The 23,932-nt window shown below is 36.0% G+C and carries 19 protein-coding genes and 1 tRNA gene; 12 read left to right on the plus strand and 8 right to left on the minus strand.

Annotated elements, in window-relative coordinates:
- Positions 1–41: 41 nt before the first annotated feature.
- On the minus strand, positions 42–443 hold the full coding sequence (locus HW347_RS19130; RefSeq protein ID WP_214613341.1) for a response regulator: 402 nt from the start codon (positions 441–443) through the stop codon (positions 42–44).
- A gap of 388 nt (positions 444–831) precedes the next feature.
- Between HW347_RS19130 and HW347_RS19135 the strand changes: the two genes are divergently transcribed.
- The 5 genes from HW347_RS19135 to HW347_RS19155 all read left to right on the plus strand — a co-directional run bounded on the left by HW347_RS19135 (position 832) and on the right by HW347_RS19155 (position 4,755).
- A tRNA-Leu gene (locus HW347_RS19135) sits at positions 832–915 on the plus strand.
- 154 nt (positions 916–1,069) lie between these two features.
- Positions 1,070–1,966 (plus strand): MerR family transcriptional regulator, encoded by an 897-nt coding sequence (locus tag HW347_RS19140; RefSeq protein ID WP_214613342.1) that lies wholly within the window; start codon positions 1,070–1,072, stop codon positions 1,964–1,966.
- Positions 1,967–1,989: 23 nt separating this feature from the next.
- The gene (locus HW347_RS19145) at positions 1,990–3,447 is read left to right on the plus strand and encodes a phytoene desaturase family protein (protein ID WP_214613343.1); all 1,458 of its coding nucleotides are present in this window, start codon (positions 1,990–1,992) and stop codon (positions 3,445–3,447) included.
- A gap of 11 nt (positions 3,448–3,458) precedes the next feature.
- The gene (locus HW347_RS19150) at positions 3,459–4,298 is read left to right on the plus strand and encodes a phytoene/squalene synthase family protein (RefSeq protein WP_155594309.1); all 840 of its coding nucleotides are present in this window, start codon (positions 3,459–3,461) and stop codon (positions 4,296–4,298) included.
- A gap of 1 nt (position 4,299) precedes the next feature.
- The gene (locus HW347_RS19155) at positions 4,300–4,755 is read left to right on the plus strand and encodes a sterol desaturase family protein (RefSeq protein WP_214613344.1); all 456 of its coding nucleotides are present in this window, start codon (positions 4,300–4,302) and stop codon (positions 4,753–4,755) included.
- An 8-nt stretch (positions 4,756–4,763) separates the two neighbouring features.
- On the opposite strand, the gene HW347_RS19160 is transcribed toward HW347_RS19155, so the two are convergent.
- From HW347_RS19160 to HW347_RS19190, 7 genes are all read right to left on the minus strand, one after another.
- Entirely contained in the window at positions 4,764–5,324 is a 561-nt protein-coding gene (locus tag HW347_RS19160; RefSeq protein ID WP_214613345.1) for a TlpA family protein disulfide reductase, read from the minus strand.
- Positions 5,321–5,878: a TlpA family protein disulfide reductase gene (locus tag HW347_RS19165; protein WP_225901991.1), complete on the minus strand. Its 558-nt coding sequence runs from the start codon at positions 5,876–5,878 to the stop codon at positions 5,321–5,323. The genes HW347_RS19160 and HW347_RS19165 overlap by 4 nt, the downstream gene beginning before the upstream one ends.
- Positions 5,879–5,954: 76 nt before the next feature.
- Positions 5,955–8,222 (minus strand): aconitate hydratase, encoded by a 2,268-nt coding sequence (locus HW347_RS19170; protein WP_214613346.1) that lies wholly within the window; start codon positions 8,220–8,222, stop codon positions 5,955–5,957.
- A gap of 232 nt (positions 8,223–8,454) precedes the next feature.
- Positions 8,455–11,232 carry a bifunctional aconitate hydratase 2/2-methylisocitrate dehydratase gene (locus HW347_RS19175; protein WP_214613347.1) on the minus strand — a complete coding sequence of 926 codons (2,778 nt, stop codon included), beginning with the start codon at positions 11,230–11,232 and terminating at the stop codon, positions 8,455–8,457.
- 363 nt (positions 11,233–11,595) lie between these two features.
- Entirely contained in the window at positions 11,596–12,549 is a 954-nt protein-coding gene (locus HW347_RS19180; protein ID WP_214613348.1) for an AAA family ATPase, read from the minus strand.
- A 4-nt stretch (positions 12,550–12,553) separates the two neighbouring features.
- Entirely contained in the window at positions 12,554–14,035 is a 1,482-nt protein-coding gene (locus HW347_RS19185; protein ID WP_214613349.1) for a peptidylprolyl isomerase, read from the minus strand.
- Positions 14,028–14,858 (minus strand): peptidyl-prolyl cis-trans isomerase, encoded by an 831-nt coding sequence (locus tag HW347_RS19190; protein ID WP_225901992.1) that lies wholly within the window; start codon positions 14,856–14,858, stop codon positions 14,028–14,030. Before HW347_RS19190 ends, HW347_RS19185 begins: the two co-directional genes overlap by 8 nt.
- Positions 14,859–15,168: 310 nt before the next feature.
- Between HW347_RS19190 and HW347_RS19195 the strand changes: the two genes are divergently transcribed.
- The 7 genes from HW347_RS19195 to HW347_RS19225 all read left to right on the plus strand — a co-directional run bounded on the left by HW347_RS19195 (position 15,169) and on the right by HW347_RS19225 (position 23,919).
- Complete coding sequence (locus HW347_RS19195; RefSeq protein WP_214613351.1) at positions 15,169–15,420, plus strand: hypothetical protein; 252 nt, start codon at positions 15,169–15,171, stop codon at positions 15,418–15,420.
- A 38-nt stretch (positions 15,421–15,458) separates the two neighbouring features.
- Positions 15,459–16,619 carry a serine hydrolase gene (locus tag HW347_RS19200; protein ID WP_214613352.1) on the plus strand — a complete coding sequence of 387 codons (1,161 nt, stop codon included), beginning with the start codon at positions 15,459–15,461 and terminating at the stop codon, positions 16,617–16,619.
- Between the two features lie 200 nt (positions 16,620–16,819).
- The gene (locus HW347_RS19205) at positions 16,820–19,192 is read left to right on the plus strand and encodes a DUF2339 domain-containing protein (protein WP_214613353.1); all 2,373 of its coding nucleotides are present in this window, start codon (positions 16,820–16,822) and stop codon (positions 19,190–19,192) included.
- Positions 19,176–20,399, plus strand: a complete 1,224-nt coding sequence (locus tag HW347_RS19210; protein WP_214613354.1) for a DUF3999 family protein — start codon at positions 19,176–19,178, stop codon at positions 20,397–20,399. The genes HW347_RS19205 and HW347_RS19210 overlap by 17 nt, the downstream gene beginning before the upstream one ends.
- A 101-nt stretch (positions 20,400–20,500) precedes the next feature.
- Complete coding sequence (rluF, locus tag HW347_RS19215) at positions 20,501–21,232, plus strand: 23S rRNA pseudouridine(2604) synthase RluF (RefSeq protein ID WP_194532145.1); 732 nt, start codon at positions 20,501–20,503, stop codon at positions 21,230–21,232.
- A 214-nt stretch (positions 21,233–21,446) separates the two neighbouring features.
- Positions 21,447–22,778, plus strand: a complete 1,332-nt coding sequence (locus tag HW347_RS19220; protein WP_225901993.1) for a carboxypeptidase-like regulatory domain-containing protein — start codon at positions 21,447–21,449, stop codon at positions 22,776–22,778.
- Between the two features lie 88 nt (positions 22,779–22,866).
- Positions 22,867–23,919, plus strand: a complete 1,053-nt coding sequence (locus HW347_RS19225; protein ID WP_214613355.1) for a S66 peptidase family protein — start codon at positions 22,867–22,869, stop codon at positions 23,917–23,919.
- Positions 23,920–23,932: the final 13 nt, after the last annotated feature.

A 23,932-nucleotide genomic window follows, 5' to 3' on the forward strand; every position in this document is an offset into this window, starting at 1 on the left:
GTATAGTTTAAAGAATTTTTGTTGTGAAACGCACTATTTTGTTAGCCTTTCACCAATTGGTTGATGTCCCAGTACTCAAGAACCTTATGAAGTTTAGATTGATAATCTTCATATTTCAATGGTTTAATCACGTAACCGGCTACTCCAATTTTATAACATTCCAATAAATCTGCTCTGTTTTCAGATGTTGTAAGAATAACTGTAGGAAGATATTTTAGTACGTCATCTGCCTTTAAAATGCTTAAAAATTCTATACCGTTCATTCTTGGCATGTTAAGATCTAACAAAATAATATCTGGCAATCTATTACCCGATCTTAAGATTTCTAATGCATCTTCGCCATTCTTGGTTTCTATTATATTATGCTTAAGTTCTAACTTCTTTACCGTTCGCTGTAACTTCATTACTTCAATAGCATCATCTTCAATCAATAAAATATCCATAACATGTAATTTTTAGTGAAATACAAATTTTAGAATTAAATAATAGAATTTTGACCAGCTATAGACGAGTGACTTTTAACTGTAGACGAATGGAAAATTAGGGTAGTTGAACGATTTCCGTATTTACGCCGTTATTCTCCATTACCTAGTATATAAGCTAACTACAATAGTAATTTGAAGTTCTTAACACAGATGTCTGCCTGCTCTTTTCAAACAATAACTTACTACCTTCCAAGGGATTAAACCAATTACCTACTGTAATTATAAAACTTCTTTGAAAACATTATAAATTTTGCGGATATTTGCAGCCTGTTTAGTACGAAGTGATAGTCTATTTATTAGACTTTTACCATAATCACAAACTATTCTCTAAACAAAAATCTCTCATGCGCACGTGGCGGAATTGGTAGACGCGCCAGCTTGAGGGGCTGGTGGCCACTAGGCCGTGGAAGTTCGAGTCTTCTCGTGCGCACATTAAACCATCAACATCTGTGTTGATGGTTTTTTTTATATACGTATCTTGTCTCTTATTCCTTATAATATTACTTTTTTTACCAAAAGAGCACATTTCAACCCCCTGACTAAGAATAAAATTATTAGATTTGTTTAATGTTTACAACAAAAAGATGAACACTACAAAGAAGACGTTCAGTATACGTGATTTAGAAAACCTATCGGGCATCAAAGCCCATACCATACGTATATGGGAAAAGCGATACAACCTGCTTTCTCCCGAACGAACGGATACTAATATTAGAAGATATAGTTTAGAAAGCCTTCAGAAGCTCTTAAACATTACACTTTTATATAGTAATGGCCATAAAATATCTAAAATAGCGAATCTTAAAGAGGGTAAAATCCCTGAGATTGTAAACGAACTAATTTCGAAAAATAACAATAGCCAAGTTATAAATACTTTTAAGCTGGCGATGATTAATTTTGACGAACAGCTTTTTACTCGCACTTTCAAGACCTTACTTCTTGACAAATCATTCTCAGAAGTTTTTAAAGAGGTTTTTATTCCGCTTTTAAATGAACTTGGGTTACTATGGCAAACAGATACGATCTGTCCTGCGCACGAGCATTTTATTTCAAACCTTGTAAAGCAAAAAATCCTGATTAGCACTCAAGACTTATCTGTTGAGGAAGCTTCTAATAAAAAGACCACATTTATTGCCTATTTACCAGAAAACGAGATTCATGAAATTGGTCTTCTTTATTTAAATTATGAGATTGTTTCTAGAGGATATAAGTCTGTGTATTTAGGGCAAACCGTTCCCTTAGAAAGTCTAGAAGAAGTAATGAAGACTTTTGAAAACGCAACTTTTTTATCCTATTTCACAGTATCTCCCTCAAAGGATAAGGTTGACGATTATATTACCAAATTTAGGTCGTTATCGGCAAATTTCACAAACACTAAACTTTGGTTACTAGGTCATCAGACCCAACATATAGACCAAGAGAAATTACCTCAAACAATTGAAATTTTCTCTTCAATAGATAAAATTGTTGAGCGACTTTAAAACATTACATCACTAAAACAATAATGAAAAAGAAGATTGCCATAATTGGTTCAGGTTTTTCCTCACTGTCCGCTTCGTGCTACTTAGCCAAAGCCGGTCATGAGGTTACTATGTATGAGAAAAACGAAACCGTAGGCGGTAGAGCAAGACAACTCACTAGAGAAGGGTTTACTTTTGACATGGGACCTAGTTGGTATTGGATGCCCGATATTTTTGATAAGTTCTTTAATGACTTCGGAAAGAAAACTTCCGATTATTACCAGCTAGATAAATTAAGTCCAGCCTATAAAATTTTCTTTTCTGATGACAATATCACCATTGGTGACTGTATGGATGACATATGCCAAGAATTTGAGCGTATAGAACCTGGAAGTGCCAAGCACCTAAGAAACTTTATTAGTAAGGCACAGAAGAACTATGACATTGCCATTAACAAGGTTGTCTTGCGACCTGGCCTTTCTCCTTTAGAACTTATTACCCCCGAAACGGCATTACGTGTAGATCAATTTTTCAAGACCATTAGTGGCGAAGTGCGCAAAAAGTTTAAAAACAAAAAATTAATATCTACGCTAGAATTTCCGGTCCTGTTTTTAGGTGCAAAACCAAGCAACACCCCTTCTTTTTATAGTTTTATGAACTATGCCGATTTTGGTTTGGGTACATGGCATCCAAAAGGTGGAATGTATGAAATTGTAAAGGCCATGAAAAATTTGGCTGAAGAAGTTGGCGTAAAAATACATACCGATTCTGCGGCTCTAAAAATAAACGTTGATAATAATAAGGCCGTTGGCGTAAACATTAATGGAGAAGATATCATAGCCGACGTAGTGTTAAGCGGAGCTGATTATCACCACTCAGAAACTTTACTTGACCCAGAATACCGTCAATACTCTGAAGCCTATTGGGACAAGAAGACCTTTGCCCCTTCTTCATTATTATTTTATATGGGTTTTGATAAGAAGCTAAAAAATGTAGAACATCACAATCTTTTCTTTGATACTGATTTTGAGCGACATGCCACAGAAATCTATGACCAACCAAGTTGGCCAAAAGACCCTTTGTTTTATGCCAATTTTCCATCAATTACAGATTCTAGCATGGCGCCCGCTAATTCTGAAACCGGTTTTTTTCTAATACCTATTGCGACAAACTTGACAGATACTCCAGAGCTACGCGCCCAATATTTTGATATTGTCATGGATAGATTTGAGAAACGAACAGGCCAGAGCGTAAAAAATAATATTATCTTTAAAGAGTCGTTTTGTGTAAACGACTTTGTAGAACAATACAATTCTTATAAAGGTAACGCTTATGGTATGGCTAATACATTACGCCAAACTGCTTTTCTTAGACCTGGTCTAAAAAGCAAAAAAGTTGAAAACTTATACTTTACCGGCCAGTTGACTGTACCAGGTCCTGGGGTTCCTCCGGCTTTAATTTCGGGTAAGCTAGTCTCCCAATTAATAAACAAGAACGTCTAAAAGCCAAAACCATGAAATCCCTATTCGATAAAGTTTCCTACCAGTGTAGCCAGATTGTTACAGAATCTTACAGCACTTCGTTCACAATGGCAACGAAGATGTTGTCATCTTGTATTAGACCGGATATTTATAATATTTATGGTTTTGTGCGCTTTGCGGATGAAATAGTAGATACGTTTGATCAGTATGATAAAGAAAAACTCTTTAATCAGTTTGAAGCTAGCCTAAAAGATGCGCTGGAGCAGCGTATAAGTTTAAATCCAATTCTTAATTCGTTTCAACATACCTATCATAAGTATGAGATACCGTATGACCTTGTTGATGCTTTTATGAAAAGTATGCGAATGGATCTATATAAGAACGTTTACAAGACGGATGAAGAATATAAAGAATACATCTATGGTTCTGCAGATGTGGTGGGGCTAATGTGCTTAAAAGTATTCGTGAAAGGGGATACTGAAAAATATGATAGCTTAAAAGAAACCGCTATGGCATTGGGTTCTGCTTTTCAAAAAGTGAACTTCTTAAGAGACCTTAAAAGTGATTTTGAAGATTTAGACCGAAGCTATTTTCCTAATACTGATTTGGCCATGCTGGACGAAGCTTCCAAAACCCGAATCGTAAATGAAATAAAAGCCGATTTTGAACTAGCATATCAAGGAATTATCAGATTACCTAACGAGGCTAAATTTGGTGTTTACACTGCATACAAATACTATTATAGATTATTGAAAAAATTACAACGTACACCTTCTTTAGAAATTAGAACGGTTCGTATTCGCGTTCCTAATTACGAGAAATTTGGGGTTTTGGCCAAGTCGTACGTGAATTACAAATTGAATTTGGTTTAGTATGAAAGCAGTTATTTGGATAACCCTGTTTTTAGGCACATTTTCCTTTATGGAATTTATGGCATGGTTTACCCATAAATATATTATGCACGGTTTTCTTTGGAGCTTGCACCAAGACCACCACAAGAAAGACCATGATTCTTGGTTTGAAAGGAATGATGCTTTTTTTATATTCTATGCCATTGTGAGCATGATACTCTTTTACTCAGGATCAGCAACATCTTTTTGGTATGGTTGGCCTTTGGGTTTTGGTATTCTAGCCTATGGTATTGCTTACTTCTTAGTACATGACATCTTTATTCATCAAAGGTTTAAGATGTTCAGGAACGCAAACAATTGGTATGCTAAGGGAGTTCGTAGAGCGCACAAAATGCATCATAAACATTTGGGCAAAGGAGAAGGGGAATGCTTTGGTATGCTCATTGTTCCTTTTAAATACTTCAAGAACAAATTTTAACTACACCTCTACTCTGCCAGCAGTTGATTTAATAATTTTCTGATTTTTTCACTGTTCCAATCTACAGCTCCATTTGCGGCCATAACAATTTTGCCTTGTTTACTTATAATGTAAGTAGTAGGAATTGTAGATGAACTAAATATTTCTGGTACTTGATTTTCGGCTAGAAAAAAAGGTAGACTGTATCCCTTTTTTAGTGCAAAACTATTAACTCTACTGAACTCTTCCTCGCTCACTAACATAAAGCTTACTTTATCTCCGTAGTCATCATATAATGCTTGAATATCGGGTATTTCAACCAGGCAAGGCTTACACCAAGTGGCCCATAGGTTTAAGAAAACTACTTTTCCTTTTTCATTTTGAAAAGAGTACGCCTCGGTATTCAAATCCGTTAGTTCCCAATCATATGTATTTTCTGGAATGGTCTTATCTGCTTTCAGCTTAATTGAACTATAAGAAATAATACGTCCAGCATAAGCCCTTAATTTAGGGCCTATAGGTGTGAACAAAATAAGGCAGCCGGCAATCAGCAATACTCCTAAAGCAATATATTTTCCAGAAGGTTTCAAGGCGTATGAGAAAGTGATTCTAATAATTGGGTTACAGTATTGTTATCCCAATCACGTGGTTCTTTCGTATCTACCACAATAGCTCCTTCTTTATCAATAATATAAGTTCCTTGAATCTTCGGAATTTTAAAGGGAGCTTCTACCCCAACAATTCTATAGGTTACAGGAAAAGTATATTTATTCTTAATCATGAACTCTTCCACAGGCTCCCGTTCTTCATTAGTTACGAGATAAAAGTCTACCTGATCAGAATACCTATCATATAATTGCTGAATACCTTTTAACTCTGCTGCACTAGGCGTGTTCCAAGAAGCCCAAAAATGGACGAACAGAACTTTACCTTTTGATTCTTTAAAATTAAATAAGTCCCAATTTGCATCCTTCAACTCCCAATCATATCCATCAATTTGTTGTCTATCATCTACATTAATGATGTCTGGAGGAGAAGCAAATACGCGCATAAGCCAAATCTTGCCCCAATACCCAACTGGTGTAACAAAAAAGGAAAGCACGAAGGCCATAATAATAAGCGTAAAAAAAGTTTTTCTTTTCATAGAAATTGTAAATAGGACCAAAATTAAAAAGCTCCCGCTAATTAACGGGAGCTTTTAGATACTATATCAATATTGCTTAGGCTGCATTTTCCTTTTTAATAACGTTCAATGCAGAACCTTCTCTGTACCAAGCTATTTGTGCATCATTATATGTATGATTCACTTTAATAGTGTCTTTACTTCCATCTGCATGAACTATTTCTATAGTCAACTGCTTGTCTGGAGCAAATTCAGCTATATCCAAGAAGTTGAAAGTATCATCCTCTTGTATTAAATCATAATCACTTTCATTAGAAAAAGTCAAACCTAACATACCTTGTTTCTTTAGGTTTGTCTCATGTATACGAGCAAATGATTTTACTATTACTGCCGCAACACCTAAATGTCTTGGCTCCATAGCTGCATGCTCACGAGAAGAACCTTCTCCATAGTTATGGTCACCAACAACTACAGATTTTACTCCTGCCGCTTTGTACGCACGTGCTGTATCTGGCACACCTGCATATTCACCTGTCAATTGGTTTTTGACAAAGTTTGTCTTCTTTCCAAATGCATTTACTGCACCAATTAAGCAGTTATTAGAAATGTTATCTAAATGACCACGGAAACGTAACCAAGGACCTGCCATAGAAATGTGGTCTGTTGTACATTTACCAAAAGCTTTTATAAGCAATTTAGCACCCATTAAACTTTCGTTTTTAATTGGAGTAAATGGCTCTAACAATTGTAATCTTTCTGAATCAGGAGAAACTTTAACCACTATACCGGAACCGTCTGCATCAGGAGCTAAGAAACCAGCATCTTCTACAGCAAAACCTTGTGGTGGTAACTCTATACCTAATGGCATATCTAATTTAACTTCTTCGCCATCTTCATTAAGTAACGTATCGTTCATTGGATCAAAATCCAAACGACCGGATATTGCTATGGCAGCAACCATTTCTGGAGAACCAACAAATGCGTGTGTATTTGGGTTACCATCTGCTCTTTTGGAGAAATTACGGTTAAACGAGTGTACAATTGTGTTTTTCTCATCACCTTTTGCATCACTTCTGTCCCATTGACCAATACATGGCCCACAAGCATTAGTAAAGATTGTAGCACCAAGATTTTCAAAAATCTCTAAAATACCATCTCTCTCCGCAGTATAACGAATCGTTTCTGAACCTGGATTGATACCAAAATCTGATTTTGGTTTAATTTTTTTATCTACTGCTTGTTTCGCTATAGAGGCAGCTCTAGTTAAATCTTCATATGAAGAGTTAGTACAAGAACCAATTAATCCCCAATCTACTTTTAAAGGCCAGTCGTTAGCTCTTGCCTTCTCACCTAACTCACCTACTGGCGTAGCTAAATCTGGAGTAAAAGGACCATTTAAATGAGGTCTTAACTCATCTAAATTAATTTCTATAACCTCATCAAAATATTGCTCTGGATTAGCGTAGACCTCTGCATCTGCAGTTAAGTGTTCTTTTACTTGGTTAGCAGCATCTGCAACGTCTTTACGATCCGTAGCACGTAAATAACGCTCCATAGACTCATCATAACCAAACGTAGAAGTAGTAGCTCCTACTTCTGCTCCCATATTACAAATAGTACCTTTACCGGTACAAGAAAGGTTTTTAGCACCTTCTCCAAAATATTCTACAATTGCACCAGTACCACCCTTTACAGTTAAGATACCTGCAACCTTTAAAATAACATCCTTAGCAGAAGTCCACCCAGAAATATTACCGGTTAATTTAACACCTATTAGTTTAGGGAATTTCAGTTCCCAAGCCATACCTGCCATAACATCTACGGCATCTGCACCACCAACTCCAATAGCTACCATACCTAAACCACCAGCGTTAACTGTATGAGAATCGGTACCAATCATCATTCCACCTGGGAATGCATAATTTTCAAGTACTACTTGGTGAATGATACCTGCTCCCGGTTTCCAGAAACCAATACCATATTTGTTAGAAACAGACTCTAAAAAATTGAAAACCTCTGCACTAGTAGAATTAGCTACTTTTAAATCAGAAACAGCACCGTTTTTGGCTTGTATTAAGTGATCACAATGTACCGTTGTAGGTACAGCTACCTTTGGCTTTCCGGCTTGCATAAACTGCAAAAGAGCCATCTGTGCCGTAGCATCTTGACAAGCAATACGATCTGGAGCAAAATCCACATAGTCTTTTCCCCTTTTGAATGCTTTGCTAGGGTTTCCGTCCCATAAGTGGGAATATAAAATCTTCTCTGAAAGGGTAAGCGGTTTACCTACAATCTCACGTGCTTTATCCACACGCTCGGCCATATTCGCGTACACCCCTTTGATCATATCAATATCAAATGCCATAAAGTCTATTTATAAATTTTGTTATTCTATTTTTGATAGTACAAGATACAAAATGTACAATAATTAAAAGGAAAGGCCTAAGAAATATAGAATGATTATAAAAAAGATTTTTTTCCTTAAAAACCGTCATTAGAAACTAACCTTAAAATAGGTTTTTAAGTACTTAAAAGGTCAAATAAAAAAAAGCCTGAGTCAATGACCCAGGCTTTCAAATTATTATAAGAAGTTCTAATTATTGTACCAATTGTTTTTGAGATGGCTTAAATTTAGTTAACACAATACCATCTACAGCTGCTTCATACTCTTTCATAGTTGGAGTTCTACCTAAAATTGTAGACAACACTACTACTGGTGTAGAAGATAATAAAGACTCCCCTTTCTTCTCTCCAGAGTCTTTTACAACTCTTCCTTGGAATAAACGTGTTGAAGTGGCCATTACCGTATCTCCTGGTTCTGCTTTCTCCTGGTTACCCATACATAGGTTACAACCTGGACGCTCTAAATACAACATGTTTTCATATTTAGTACGAGCTAAACCTTTTGGTGCACTATCATCAAACTCAAAACCGGAATACTTAACTAAAACATCCCAATCTCCCTCTGCTTTTAACTCATCAACAATATTATATGTTGGAGGAGCAACAACTAAAGGTGCTTTAAATTCAACCTTACCTTGTTGTGCCTCAATGTTCTTTAACATTTGAGCCAAGATTTTCATATCTCCTTTATGAACCATACAAGATCCAACGAAACCTAAATCTACTTTTTTAGTTCCACCATAGTAAGATAATGGTCTAATGTTGTCATGCGTATAACGCTTAGAAACATCTTCATTGTTCACATCTGGATCAGCAATCATTGGTTCAGCAATTTCATCTAAATCAATAATAACTTCTGCATAATACTTAGCATTGGCATCTGGTCTTAAAGCTGGTTTAATTCCCGTTTTAAGTTCAGTAATTCTTGTATTTGCTTTATCAACAAGACCTTTAAGTACTTGGTTAGCATTGTCCATTCCTTTATCAATCATGATTTGGATACGACCTTTTGCAATCTCTAATGATTCAATTAATGTATCATCTTCAGAGATACAGATAGATGCTTTTGCTTTCATCTCTGCAGTCCAATCTGTAAAAGTAAAGGCTTCATCTGAAGTAAGCGTTCCAATATGAACCTCAATGATTCTACCTTGGAATACGTTTTCTCCACCAAATTGCTTTAACATCTGAGATTGTGTAGCGTGGACCACATCACGGAAATCCATATAAGACTTCATTTGTCCTTTAAAGGTCACTTTTACCGATTCTGGAATTGGCATTGTAGCTTCTCCCGTAGCAAGTGCTAAGGCAACTGTTCCTGAATCTGCTCCAAAAGCAACACCTTTAGACATACGGGTATGAGAATCTCCTCCAATAATAATATCCCAGTCACCAACAGTAATATCATTTAATACTTTATGAATTACATCTGTCATTGGGAAATATTTCCCTTTAGGATCACGACCAGTAATTAAACCAAAGTCGTTCATAAAGCTCATTAATCTTGGAATGTTAGCCTTAGACTTATCATCCCAAACTGAAGCCGTATGACAACCTGATTGGTATGCACCATCAACAATTGGAGAAATAACCGTAGCTGCCATCATCTCTAATTCTTGAGATGTCATTAATCCTGTAGTATCTTGTGAACCTACAATATTTACTTCTACTCTAACATTAGATCCTGCATGTAATGTTTTGCCTGGTGTATTTCCAACAGCATTTTTATTGAATATTTTTTCAACAGCCGTTAAACCTTGTCCTTCAATAGAAACTTCTTTTGAAGTAGCATAAACTTCTGGAATATCTATTCCTAATATTTTACAAGCTAAAGTTTGTAGTTTTTTACCAAAGACAACAGCGTACGAACCTCCTGCTTTAATAAACTCCATTTTTGGTGGCGTTAATGCAGTAGAAATATCTTTTAATTCTTCACCGTCTTTGTATAATTTTTTTGTCTTTGTATTAATTGTTAATACTGTTCCTGTATCAACCGAATACGTTTGCTTTAAAACTGGCTCGCCATCTGCATCTACAATAGTATTTCCTTCAGCATCTTTTTGCTTTACCCAGTTTTTTAAATCAATACCAATACCTCCAGTTACACTAACTGTTGTCAAGAAAATTGGTGCAATTCCGTTTGTGCCAGCAATTACAGGAGCAAAATTAATAAATGGTACATATTTGCTGAAAGGAACACCCGTCCATAACGCTACATTATTTACTCCTGACATTCTTGAAGAACCAACCCCCATGGTTCCTTTTTCAGCGATTAACATAACACGTTTATCTGGATGCTGCTCTTTTAAAGCCAACAACTCATTTTGCATGTCTTTGTTATGTTCAAATAAACATTGACCATGTAGTTCTCTATCTGAGCGTGAGTGTGCATCACCACCTGGAGAAAGTAAATCTGTAGAAATATCACCTACACCAGCAATGAACGTCACTACTTTTATTTCTTCTTCTACTTCCGGTAGTTTTGTAAAGAATTCCGCCTTAGCGTAGCTTTCTATAATATCTTTTGCAATGGTATTTCCACTTTTCAAAGCCTCTTCTAAACGAGCTGTATCAGCTTCATACAAGAACACTTGTGTTTTCAATACTTCAGCTGCTTCTTTTGCCAAAGCATCGTCAGATCCTAATGCAATATCCAATAACACCTCTACCGAAGGACCACCCTTCATATGAGATAATTGTTCCAAAGCGAATGTAGGTGTGATTTCTTTCACTACTGATTCACCAAGGATAATTTCCTTTAAAAATTTTGCTTTAACACCAGCAGCACTTGTAGTACCAGGTAAAACGTTATAGATAAAAAAGTTAAGAGAACCTTCTCTATACTCATTATCTACATCTTTAATTTGCTCAATGATTTTACTAAGCAATTCAGCTCCATCAATTGGTTTTGGATGAAGCCCTTGAACTTTACGGTCTTCGATTTCCTTAAGATAATCTTTATAAATGCTCATTTAAAAAATGGTTTGAGTGTTAAATTAGCTATAACCTAGTAGTCGGAATTTCTTAGAATTCCTCTCCGAAGACTTGTATAAAAAATTTTCACAGCTAAAATTAAAAGTTAAGCAACAGCATTGATTACATGTTAGATCATACGGCCAAATCACCCTTGATCATACCTACATCTTATGCCATTATTGTGTTTGTTTAAGTTATTGCAATCCCGTAAAATTAAGAAATTAAGATCCGTAAATAAAATTTATACCCTAGGATTCACACCCTTTTGGGAAATTGATCAGTAGATTGCTTTATGCTTGCACTAACTAAAGAAAGAAAGGTAAAAAACTAGATAATTTTTGAAGATTTGGCAATTTCTGCTAGAGTAATTTACCAATAATGGCTTCTTCCGAAATACCTTCGGCCTCTGCTTTGTAGTTTTTAATAAGTCGATGTCTCAAAATACCAGTAGCGACCGCTTGAATATCTTCAGCATCGGGTGAAAACTTACCATTTATTGCCGCATGTGCCTTACCTGCCAAAACAAGATTTTGCGAAGCTCTTGGTCCAGCTCCCCAATCTATGTATTGCTTTACATAATCACTTGCCGTTTCAAGATTAGGCCGGGTAGAGTTTACCAATTTAACAGCGTACTCCACAACATTATCCGGAACCGGAATACGGCGAACAAGTTGTTGAACCTCCAATATTTGTTTGGCATTAAACAAAGCCTGAATATTTACTGAACGGTCCGAAGTTGTATTCTTAACAACTTGTATCTCCTCTTCAATTGTTGGGTACTTCAACTCTATTGCGAACATAAAACGGTCTAACTGCGCTTCAGGAAGCGGGTAAGTACCTTCTTGTTCTATAGGGTTTTGAGTAGCTAGAACAAAAAAGGGAAGTTCTAGTTTATGTTGTTGTCCAGCAATGGTTACTGAACGCTCCTGCATGGCTTCAAGCAAGGCTGCCTGAGTTTTAGGCGGCGTACGGTTAATCTCATCTGCCAAGATGATATTTGCAAAAATAGGCCCTTTAATAAACTTAAAATTCCGGTTTTGATCAAGAACCTCACTACCAAGAATATCACTTGGCATTAAATCCGGAGTAAACTGAATACGTTTAAAATCCAAGCCTAAAGTTTGGGCTATAGTATTCACCATTAAGGTTTTTGCTAATCCAGGAACACCAATCAACAAAGAATGTCCACCCGTATAGATACTCAAAAGAATTTGGTCTATTACCGCATCTTGGCCAACAATGACCTTGGCAATTTCTTTTTTGAGTGCCTTGTGTTTTTCTACGAGATTATTGATTGCCTGAACGTCTGACATAAACTTAATCCTTTACCCAGTTATTGGCAAAATCACAGTCTTTATTATCCTCGTTCACGCTAATATAGGTGTCTTCTATATGGTCGTCCATCCATTTTTTAATGGCATTATATTGCTTTTCCGTTTTAGCTAATTGCTGAATTTTTATATAATCCTTAGAAAAGTTAGCTGTATGCTCATCATACCGGTTAGTAACCTTTAGTATTTTATACTTAGGGCCTCCACCTCTAGGATCTTCTTCTAATAAAGGATATGAAATTTCGTCATCCTTAAGGCTACGCACTTGGTTGTAAAGCGTAGGGTCCATTTTTGTTAGCTCAAAACGAGAATCAAAATTTGTTGGGTTTCTCAAAAGACCACCATCAAACTTAGTTTCTTTTTCATCTGAGAAGTTACGAGCAGCATCCGCAAAGGAATATTTTCCCTCCATGATATGTTTACGAATCGTATCCAACTCTGTCTTTACTTCATCTAAAGCTGTTTGAGAAATTTTAGGTTGCATAAGAATATGACGTAAATCTAATTCCTGACCTCTTATTTTTTCGATGAAAATAATGTGGTAACCAAACTGAGTTTCAAAAGGCTCAGAAACTTCTCCTTCTGCCAAACTGAAAGCTACATCTTTAAAGGTTTTATCAAAACCTGTGTCCTTAGTTATACTATAAAAACCACCTTTTGATTTCGAACCTGGATCTTCAGAATACAAAATAGCTTTTACACTAAAACTTGCATCGTTATCTTCCACATCAGATTTTATCTTGTTTAACTTACCTAAAACTTCCTCAACCTCTTTTTCAGTAGGCTTTGGAGATTTTACGATTTGTGCGATTTCCATTTCCGCACCAAAAACAGGGCGTTCATCTTCTGGAATCTTACTAAAAAACTGACGAACTTCTTCGGGTGTGATTTCTATTTTCTCAACAATACTAGACTGCATTTTCTCAGAAAGCATGCGTAGCTTGTTAATTTTATTGATGTCCTCACGAAGGCTAGCTTCATCTTCCTTTTTGTAGAATTTCAACAGCTTTTCCATAGAACCGGTCTGCTGTACAAAAGATTGAATTTGACGATCGGTAGTAGCCGCAATCTCATCATCTGAAACTAAAAGACTATCCTGTACAGCCTGGTGGGCATACAGACGATCTTCCATTAACTTTCCTAAAAGTCCACAACGCGTAACATCTGCAGTAGAAACTCCTTGACTTTTTAAATCGATTAAAGTTTTTTCTATATCTGATTCCAAAATAACGTAGTCACCTACAACGGCAGATATACCATCTAACTTAATTTTCTTGAAATTTACGGCTGGCTTAGTTGAATCCTTTTCTATACTTGCTTCTGCCTCTAGTAAAGGTTCAGCAGATTCTTCCACATTTTCAATTACCTCTTCCGTTTCAGTTACTTCTTCTTCGGTTTCTTGAGCAAATATGCTTCCTGTAATCAAAAAGCACCCTAAAATGGCAACAAACTTATTCAGCTTACTCATAAACTTCAAATTCTTTTTCTTTAATAGCCTCATCTATAATTTCTGTTTCCAGTTTTCGTAAATAATCGAGTTTTCTTCTACTTAGCAGAACCTGTTTAATTGTAGGTTCAATAAAAGACAGTGGAGCGACATCATTAACATCAAGTACATCGGTAACCTTTGCCAAATATACCCCGTTTGCATCCTCTAACTCAAAAAATTGTGATTTTTTTAGGTGTTTATTGGCATTTTCAAAGGTCAATGGAGGTATTTCTTGTATAATTCTAGTAGCACTTACCCAGATGGAGTCATTGAAGTTTAATTTCTTGAACTGCACCCCTATAGAATCTAAATATGCAATATCATTTTTCTTAAAGCGCTTCAATTTACTTATGACAGCATCTTGGTTCAAGAATTGCTTAGGTAGCTCTACAAATCTAAGTTTTACAATTTTTTCCTTCAGCTTAAAATTTTCTTTCTCCCTTTCGTAAAATCCATTCAACTGTGAGCTACTGATTACAGTATCACCTCCCTGTTGTACCAATGCTTCTTTATAGGCTCTTGTATATAAGTCAATGCGATAATCCGCCACCAAAGCATCATATTCCGCCAATTTTTCTTCCGGAAGATTAATTTTAGCCTTGTCCAATAACAATTGTTTTGATGCCCAATTATTAATATAATTCGTCACAAAAGAAGCACTATCCTCTTTTGAGATTCCTTTAGCCAATAGTTTAGCTACATCATCGCGATACAAATAATTCTCCCCCACACGGGCTAAAAACCCAGGCTCATCTTTTGTCAAGAAAGAACCACAGCCAACAAAAAGGGATACTAAACCCATAATAGCCGAACAATAAACCAGGCGGCGTAATGGTATTAAATTTAATTTCATGGAGCAAAAATAGCAAATCTACTACGGTGGGCAATAGACTCTTAAGTCTTAACAGATTTTTTAATTCCACCTGTAATCCGTTACCTACACTTTATGCTTGTTTTTAAAATTGCTTTCCAGGAAAGCTTGTTTTAATTTAAACGATACTACTTTTGCCCAGTGGTTATTTCAATTTCGTCGAAAACTTGGTTTAGAATCGTAGTAAAAACCTAAATTGGAATCGCTTTAATAAATATAAAGAACACAGAACACTTATTTTATGAGCAGAAAATTAAAACTGATATGGGATTTTAGAGGTCCGGCAGCACAAAAAACTGCGGAACATCATGTAATTCACCTAAAAGAATTTATCGCAATTGAAAAAACGAATCTTGACATTACTGGTTCTCAAGATTTTAATGATATGCACAGCATAGCCTTTATGGTGGTTGACGAAGCAGAAATGATACCGGTTAGAGATGCCCTTAAACCGCATCGTGGAGAAGTCTATGTTGAACCGGCAGAAAGCTAAAAGACTAACTCCCTTATATTCAAATTCTATTAAAACGCATGTTTAAAAAAGGTCTCTTTATAGTTTTAAGTCTACTAATATCTGTTTCCTGCTCTCCTCAAAAACAAGAGCAAAAACAGGAACAACAGCAAACAAGTGACCCGCTGGAGGCTATACTGACTTCTAACACTCCACAAATAAAAAGAGTGATGGACAGCCTTGATCAACATGAAGTTCAGATAAGATATACCCAGATAAATAGAACAGGTGACGAAGTTCACTTCACTGATTTTGATTTTCAGGTAGATTCCGGTAATTACTTTTATCCTGCTAGCACAGCAAAACTGCCAACAGCAGTTGTAGCACTTACCCGTCTGAATCAAATGGACTCTCTAAGTCTCAACACCCGTTTTTATGTTGAGGGCGATTCTATTGAAACTACCTTTTCAGAAGTTATTTCTCAGATATTTGCAGTTAGCGATAACGATGCAAACAATAGATTAATTGAATTTTTAGGCCAAGACACCATCAACACTGTTTTAGGACGCACAGGAGTTGCTCCTATAAGGATATGGCAAAGACTAGGTAATGATGATGACAACGCAACTACGAAACCTTTAATTATTTATGAGAATGATAGCACTGTACGTATGTTATCAAAAAAAATAAATACGTACCCAAAACCATTAGAGCTTAAAAACATTAAAAAAGGAAAGGGTTTCTATGAGGAAGACTCCCTAATGACAGAAGCTTTTGATTTTAGTCTAAAAAATTACTACCCTATTGAAACCCAAGATGCTCTTCTAAAACGAATTATCTTTCCGGAGACGTTTGCAGAAACTGAACGTTTTAATATGAGTGAAGAGCAACGTAATTTTCTACTAAGCACCATGTATACGGTGCCAAGAAAAATTGGTTACGACCCAAAGGAATATAATGATAGCTATTGCAAATTCTTTATTTATGGGGACACAAAAAAGAACATTCCAGAAAATATTAAAATCTATAATAAAGTAGGAGTTGCCTATGGCACCTTAACTGATTGCGCTTACATTAAAGACACAGAAAATAACGTAGAATTTATGATTACCGCGACCTTATTGGTCAATAAGAACGGTATTTTTAATGATGACACCTACGAATACGAGGAAGTAGGCATACCGTTTTTAGCGGAACTAGGCAGACAGTTATATGCTTACGAGCTAAAGCGAAAACAATAACATCCTGCAACATACTTAGCCCTTGGCGCTAGTCTGATTGAAGAAGCGCTGTTTTCTTAACTATAATCAGAGCGCATCTACTTTTATTGTTCTTGAATATATGTTGGGCTCCTATCAATAAATTACTTCATTTCTCGTTATATAAGCTAGTTCTATAGCTTAAAAACAGTCTATTGAGCCTTGAAAAAAGTAATCTTAACATGTCAGACCACCAAGACCGAATTGACCAGCTTCACCAAAAGCTTGAACTACTTCTTAGCAAACAAGAAGGATTCGCCAAAGAATTAATGAAGCTTTATCAGGAAATTGAAGACGTAAAAAAACTTCGGCCTGACCAATTTTTCTCAGAAAAAATAATAACGGAACCCGTTTCTGAAACTCCAGAAATTAAGGAAGTTCAAGAAACTGTTGAAATTGAACAAGCAGTTGTTCAAGAAATAATTGAAACTCCTATTGAAACTCCCGCTGCGCAACCTGCAGCTCCTCAAAAAGTTAAAAAGCCAAAAGGAAAATCAAATCTTGAAAAATTTATTGGAGAAAACCTCATCAATAAAATTGGTATAGCCATAACCGTAATAGGTGTAGCTATTGGCGCAAAATATTCTATTGAGAATGAATTAATAAGTCCGCTTACCCGTATCATTTTAGGGTACTTAGCTGGTTTAGGTCTTTTAGGATTCGGAATAAAACTAAAAGCCAAATACAAAAATTACAGTGCCGTTCTTGTGAGCGGAGCCCTTGCCATTCTTTATTTCATCACTTTTGCTGCCTACAGTTTCTATGACCTGTTCCCGCAATTAATGGCTTTCGCCCTGATGCTTGTTTTTACAATTTTTGGAGTTGTTGCGGCATTGAACTACAACAAGCAGGTTATTGCTCACATTGGTCTGGTAGGTGCTTATGCAGTTCCATTTCTACTGAGTAACAACTCAGGAAATGTAGCTACATTATTTGCTTACATGGCAATTATTAATGTGGGCATTCTGGTTATTTCCTTTAAAAAATACTGGAAACCTCTTTTCTATTCGGCATTTATCTTCACTTATTTGATATATAGCTCATGGATGTTTTTCTCCTATGAGGAAACAGAACATTTTGCTCTGGCTTTCATTTATCTTACTGTATTCTTTGCTATTTTTTATACCGCTGTTTTAGCCTATAAACTTATTAGAAAAGAAAAATTCTTGAAGAGCGACGTGGTATTGCTGCTTTTAAATTCTTTTATTTTTTACGGTCTTGGCTACAGTCTTTTAGCAAACCATGAAACCGGTAAAGACTTACTTGGTGCTTTTACTCTAATTAATGCTATCATTCACTTTGTCGTTAGCGTTATACTATTCAAGAAAAAACTAGCGGATAGAAACCTTTTTCATCTCGTTTCAGGATTGGTACTTGTATTTATAACAATTGCTGCGCCCGTACAATTAGATGGTAACTGGGTTACTTTGTTGTGGACATTACAGGCTGCACTACTTTTCTTTATTGGTCGTACCAAAGGCGTTTCCTTTTACGAATACCTTTCATACCCACTAATGATATTAGCACTTCTAAGTCTAACTCAAGACTGGGGAATGGGCTACGGAGGCTACTATTCCACTACCGAATTGAGCCCTATTTTTAACAGCTATTTTTTAACTTCGGCATTATTTTTAGCTGCTTTTGGTTTTATCAATTGGATAAATCACAAACATAGCATCTCTTCAGAAGGAAAACCAGCCTCTAAACTGCCCGTGATAATGTCTTTTGTAATACCGGTAATGTTGTTGTTTGTTTCTTATATGGCGTTTTACCTAGAAATTGAACAGTACTGGAAAAACTTGTTTGCAGAATCTGAAGTGAATCTGAACCCGAGTGACACTTATAGTTATGGTGAGCACAATTATGACCTACAAGATTTTGGATCTATCTGGCTTTTCAATTACACCTTTTTATTCCTGACCATATTGGCTTTTGTTAACATCAAAAAACTTAAAAATAGAGTTTTAGGTATTAGTAACTTGGTGATGGGCGTAGCGGTAAGTTTCTTTTTTCTAACTGCCGGGTTGTACATTTTAAGTGAACTTCGAGATAGTTATATAGACCGTGCATTTTCTGAATATTATGAAATTGGCATCATGAATATTGGCATACGCTACATCTCATTTGCCTTTTTCGCTATCTTATTAATTACTTTGATAAAGCTTTCTAAACAGGCTTTTATGAATGTGAACCTAAAGATTCCTGTTGAAATTATCACTCATATTTCTATCTTATGGATTCTTAGCAGTGAATTGTTGAATTGGATGCACCTTGCCGGTTCTGACCAATCTTACAAGTTAGGCCTTAGCATACTTTGGGGTGTTTATGCCTTATTCCTAATTGGCTTGGGCATCTACAAGCAACGAAAATACCTTCGTATTGGTGCTATTTCATTATTTGGCATCACACTTGCTAAACTATTTCTGTATGATATTGCATCATTAAATACCATTTCAAAAACCATTGTTTTGGTTTTGCTTGGCGTGCTGTTACTTATCATCTCATTTCTTTACAATAAATACAAAAATGTTATTTCGGATGAAACTGAAAAATAAACTTCTTATTTTCTTCGGATGGTGGTCTTGCACTATGGCTTTTGGCCAACTCTCTACGTATGAGTACAAACAAGAATTAAAAGGAATTTCCGAGCAATGGCATACCGTGACTTTACCTAACCAGGTATTTCACAATACCAATGACAACCTTTCTGACATACGCATTTATGGTATTACTGAAAGTGACACTCTTGAAGCTCCTTATATTCTAAAAGTAGCTTCCGAAAAAAATAGTAAAAAAGAAATTGCGTTTAAACTCTTGAATGCTGCTTCTAACAAAGACGGGTATTACTTTACTTATGAAGTCCCCACTACGGAACCCATAAATAAAATCGACCTAGAATTCAATCAAACCAATTTTAATTGGCACATTGTTCTAGAAGGAAGTCAAACGCAAAACGAGTGGTTTCAAATACTAGATGATTATCGTATTCTTTCCATACAAAACGAGCAAACCAACTATACTTTCAGCACACTAAACTTGCCACAATCTAAATACAAATATTACCGCTTACTCGTTAAAAGCAAAGTAAAACCAGAATTAAAACAGGCAAAAATAAGTTTGGACGGTTCTGTAGGTGCTTCATATAACACCTACCCTACTACCTTTATGAACATAAAGCAAAAAGGCAAGACCACAGTGGTGGATATTGACTTAAACCAAAGGTTACCACTAAGCTTCTTAAAATTGAATATTTCTGACAAGGTTGATTACTACAGACCTATGACACTTCAATATATATCGGACAGCGTTACAACGGAGAAAGGCCTTAAATATACCTACAATAACCTTTATCGCGGCACTTTATCTTCTGTAGACTCCACAGGCTTTAAATTTGCTAGTACCCTAGCACAAAAACTGAGATTAGTTATTCAAAATAATGATAATCAAGCTTTACAAATAGAATCGGCCGTGGCAAAAGGATATACTCACGAGCTGTTAGTCCGTTTTGATAATCCTGCTGATTATTTTTTAGCTTACGGCAACAAAAATGCTCAACTACCTAGATATGACATTCAACAAATAGCTTCTGCAGTTCCCGAAAATGCACCTTCTATAGATTTGGGAGATGTACTAGAAATCTCCAAGCAGAAAAAGACATTGAAAAAGCCACTTTTTGAAAGTAAAGTGTGGCTTTGGTTAGTTATGGGTGCTGTTATTGTAGTTTTAGGATGGTTTACTTTACGTATGATGGCCAAAAGATAATTTTCATAAAGGTTGAATTGAAATACTAATCAACCTAAAATACTTCTTGTTAGTTTACCAATCTAGAATCCTGTAAATTTGCATTCTTAAAACACAAAAGCGTGCAAGAACCCAAACAGACCCGAATTAATAAATACCTTAGTGAAGTTGGCTATTGTTCACGTCGTGCGGCGGACAAATTAATTGACCAAGGCCGTGTTACTATTAACGGTACAGTGCCAGAAATGGGCACAAAAATTACCGAAGGAGATGAAGTTCATGTTGATGGTAAATTAATATCTGAACCTAAAGAAAAACCGGTCTACCTTGCTTTTAACAAACCAATTGGCATTGTCTGTACTACTGACACCAAAGTTGAAAAAGACAATATAATTGAATATATCAACTACCCAAAACGTATTTTTCCTATTGGCAGATTAGATAAACCCAGTGAAGGTCTCATTCTTCTAACCAATGACGGAGATATCGTCAACAAAATTCTAAGAGCGCGTAACCACCACGAAAAAGAATATTTGGTTACTGTTGATAGAGCTATAACCCCAGATTTTGTAGAACGCATGCAAAAAGGTGTTCCTATTCTAGACACCGTTACACGTGAGTGCAAGGTTGAGCAAATTGGCAAGTACGAATTCAAGATTATACTAACGCAAGGTCTTAACAGACAAATTAGACGCATGTGCGAGTATCTAGATTATAATGTACAGCGGCTAAAACGTATTCGCATTATGAACATAAAACTAGATGTTCCCGTTGGCAAATGGCGAGACTTGACAGAAGCTGAGCTAAAAGAGATAGATAGACTTGTATCTTCTTCATCAAAAACACATTTCTAGAGATAGGTTTATTTCTATTAAGAGCTAATACCTTCTTATAAAGGGTTAAGGTTCGTATAGACCAAAAGCAATAGAAATACTCTTTCTAAGAGTTAAACAAGCCTATTTCAGTACTTTATATATCAAAATATAAATTGGCTTGAGCGTCCGTATTTAGCTAAAAATCACTAACTTAGAGAGAACGACAAAAAACATGCCCTTAAAACATAACGTCATGATACAAAAACAAAAAAAGAATACTCAAAACTTCATGATCATGGCATTTTTTATAATGCTTTTAGGCATGATTACAGGAACTCATAATGCTTCAGCTTTCTTTCAAGATGAAACTCAACAAGAAGTTGAATTCAATTTATATAAAGGCGAGGTTCTAGATTCCAAAACAAAGAAACCTCTGGTATTTGCTTCGCTGGCCATAGAAGAATCCAACATAAGCACAATTACCAATGCTGAAGGTGAATTCTCCCTTAAAATCCCTAAAGATGCTGCCAAAGCAAATGTTATTGTATCCTTTCTAGGCTATAGCACAAAAACCATTTCATTAACGCAGCTCAATAAAGAGAAGAACAAAATTATGATGGACATTTCCATCACTGAACTTCCTGGAGTTAATATTGAAGTACCAAAAAATGCCGAAGCCTTAGTACGTGATGTTCTTAAAAGAAAAGGAGAAAATTATTTTGACGACCCTACTCTTATGACTGCTTTCTACAGGGAAACAATCAAAAAACGTAGAAAAAACGTATCGCTTTCAGAAGCTGTTGTAAACATTTATAAAACACCATATACCTCTCTTAAAAAAGATGGCGTAAAGCTCTACAAGGCAAGGAAAAGTACGGATTATGACAAACTAGACACGGTAGCTTTAAAACTACAGGGAGGACCTTTTAATGCATTGTTTGTAGATATCATGAAGTATCCGGAGTATATATTCTCGCCAGAGACAATGGACCATTATATTTTTAAATTTGACCACTCAACACGCGTAAATGACAAATTGATATATGTGGTTAGTTTTGAGCAAAATTCACAAGTTTTAGACCCTTTGTACAAGGGCAAGCTTTATATAGATGCCGAAAATAAAATTCTTACCAGTGCCATTTATAGCCTTAACATTACGGACAAAGATTTGGCGGCAAGACTATTCGTCAGAAGAAAACCGAGAAATGCCCAAGTATGGCCTACTGATGTTGCTTATAGGGTAGATTATCGTGAGAAAAATGGTAAATGGTACTACTCCTATAGTAATGTACTCTTGGAATTTAAAGTGAATTGGGACAAGCGTCTTTTTAACTCTGTTTATAGCATGACCTGCGAAATGGCTGTTACGGATTGGAAGAAGAATCTTAGTACTGAATTTCCGAAAGCTAAGGATAGAATTAAGACCTCTATTATTTTAAGTGACGAGGCTATTGGTTTTGCAGACCCTGATTTTTGGGGACAGTATAATATTATTGAGCCCGAAAAATCTATTGAATCTGCAATAAAAAAGATTCAACGCCAATTGAGAAAGGCAAATTCTGATGGAGGAACATCAATTCCTTAAGAAAAAACAAAAACATAGTTTACAAAAACGGCCAAATGGCCGTTTTTTTTTATGATTCTATTTAAATTCATACTCTCAAATTAAAAGTATGGCCAACAGAAGACAATTTATAGGTGCAGCATTAGGCAGTACGGCAGCCGCATTACTACCCAATCTAGGAATAGCAAACGGTAACCTTTCCATTAGTCCCTCTACAATAAAACCAAAAAGGTTAAAAAAAGGAGATACCATTGCTCTTATCGCTCCGGGCTACGCTATTCAACCCTCCATCTTAGAAGAGGCTAAAGAGACCTTAAAATCCATGGGGTTCAAACCCTATCATACAAATCGAATAATTGGTAATTATGGCTATTTGAGTAACACAGATGAGGAAAGAGCAAAAGACCTCAATGAGATGTTTGCTGACCAAAAAATTGATGGTATTCTATGCGCTCGTGGTGGCTACGGATGTACCCGAATCATGCAAATGATAGATTATGAATGCATAAGAGAAAACCCTAAGGTCTTTATTGGTTTTAGTGATATCACTGCTCTTTTGAATGGTATTAACCAAGAAACGGGGCTTGTTACCTTTCACGGGCCAGTTGGAAGCACTTTAAACGACCCCTATAGTATGAAGCAGCTGGAAAAGGTAGTTATGTTTCCAAAAGAGCAATTAGAAATTCAGAATAGTAAACTTCTAAAACCCGAATTTACTACGAATCCAGAGTTTGAACGTTACACTATTACGGATGGTACTGCCACAGGAAAGGTGGTTGGAGGTAGCCTAACCCTAATTAATGCCTTAATTGGTACGCCACATGAAATTGACTTTACTGATGCTATTGTATTCATAGAAGATGTGGAGGAGGCTCCCTACCGAATAGACCGCATGCTAACCCAGTTAATAGAAGGTAAAACCTTTAGAAAGGCCGCAGGAATTCTATTTGGTGTTTGCGCTGGTTGTAACGAGTCTACAAACCCTATTTCCTTTACGTTAAAGGAAGTAATCATAAATAGAATTAAGCCCTTAGGGATTCCCGCAGCATATGGCATGAGCTTTGGGCACGTAGAAAATAATTTTACGTTTCCTATTGGCATTTCCGCTAAGATGGATGCCAGAAAAATGAGTTTACAATTGCTTGAAAAAGCGGTATTATAATTCCTCAAAAAAA

This window comes from Zobellia barbeyronii (assembly GCF_018603515.1).
GTDB lineage: Bacteria > Bacteroidota > Bacteroidia > Flavobacteriales > Flavobacteriaceae > Zobellia > Zobellia barbeyronii.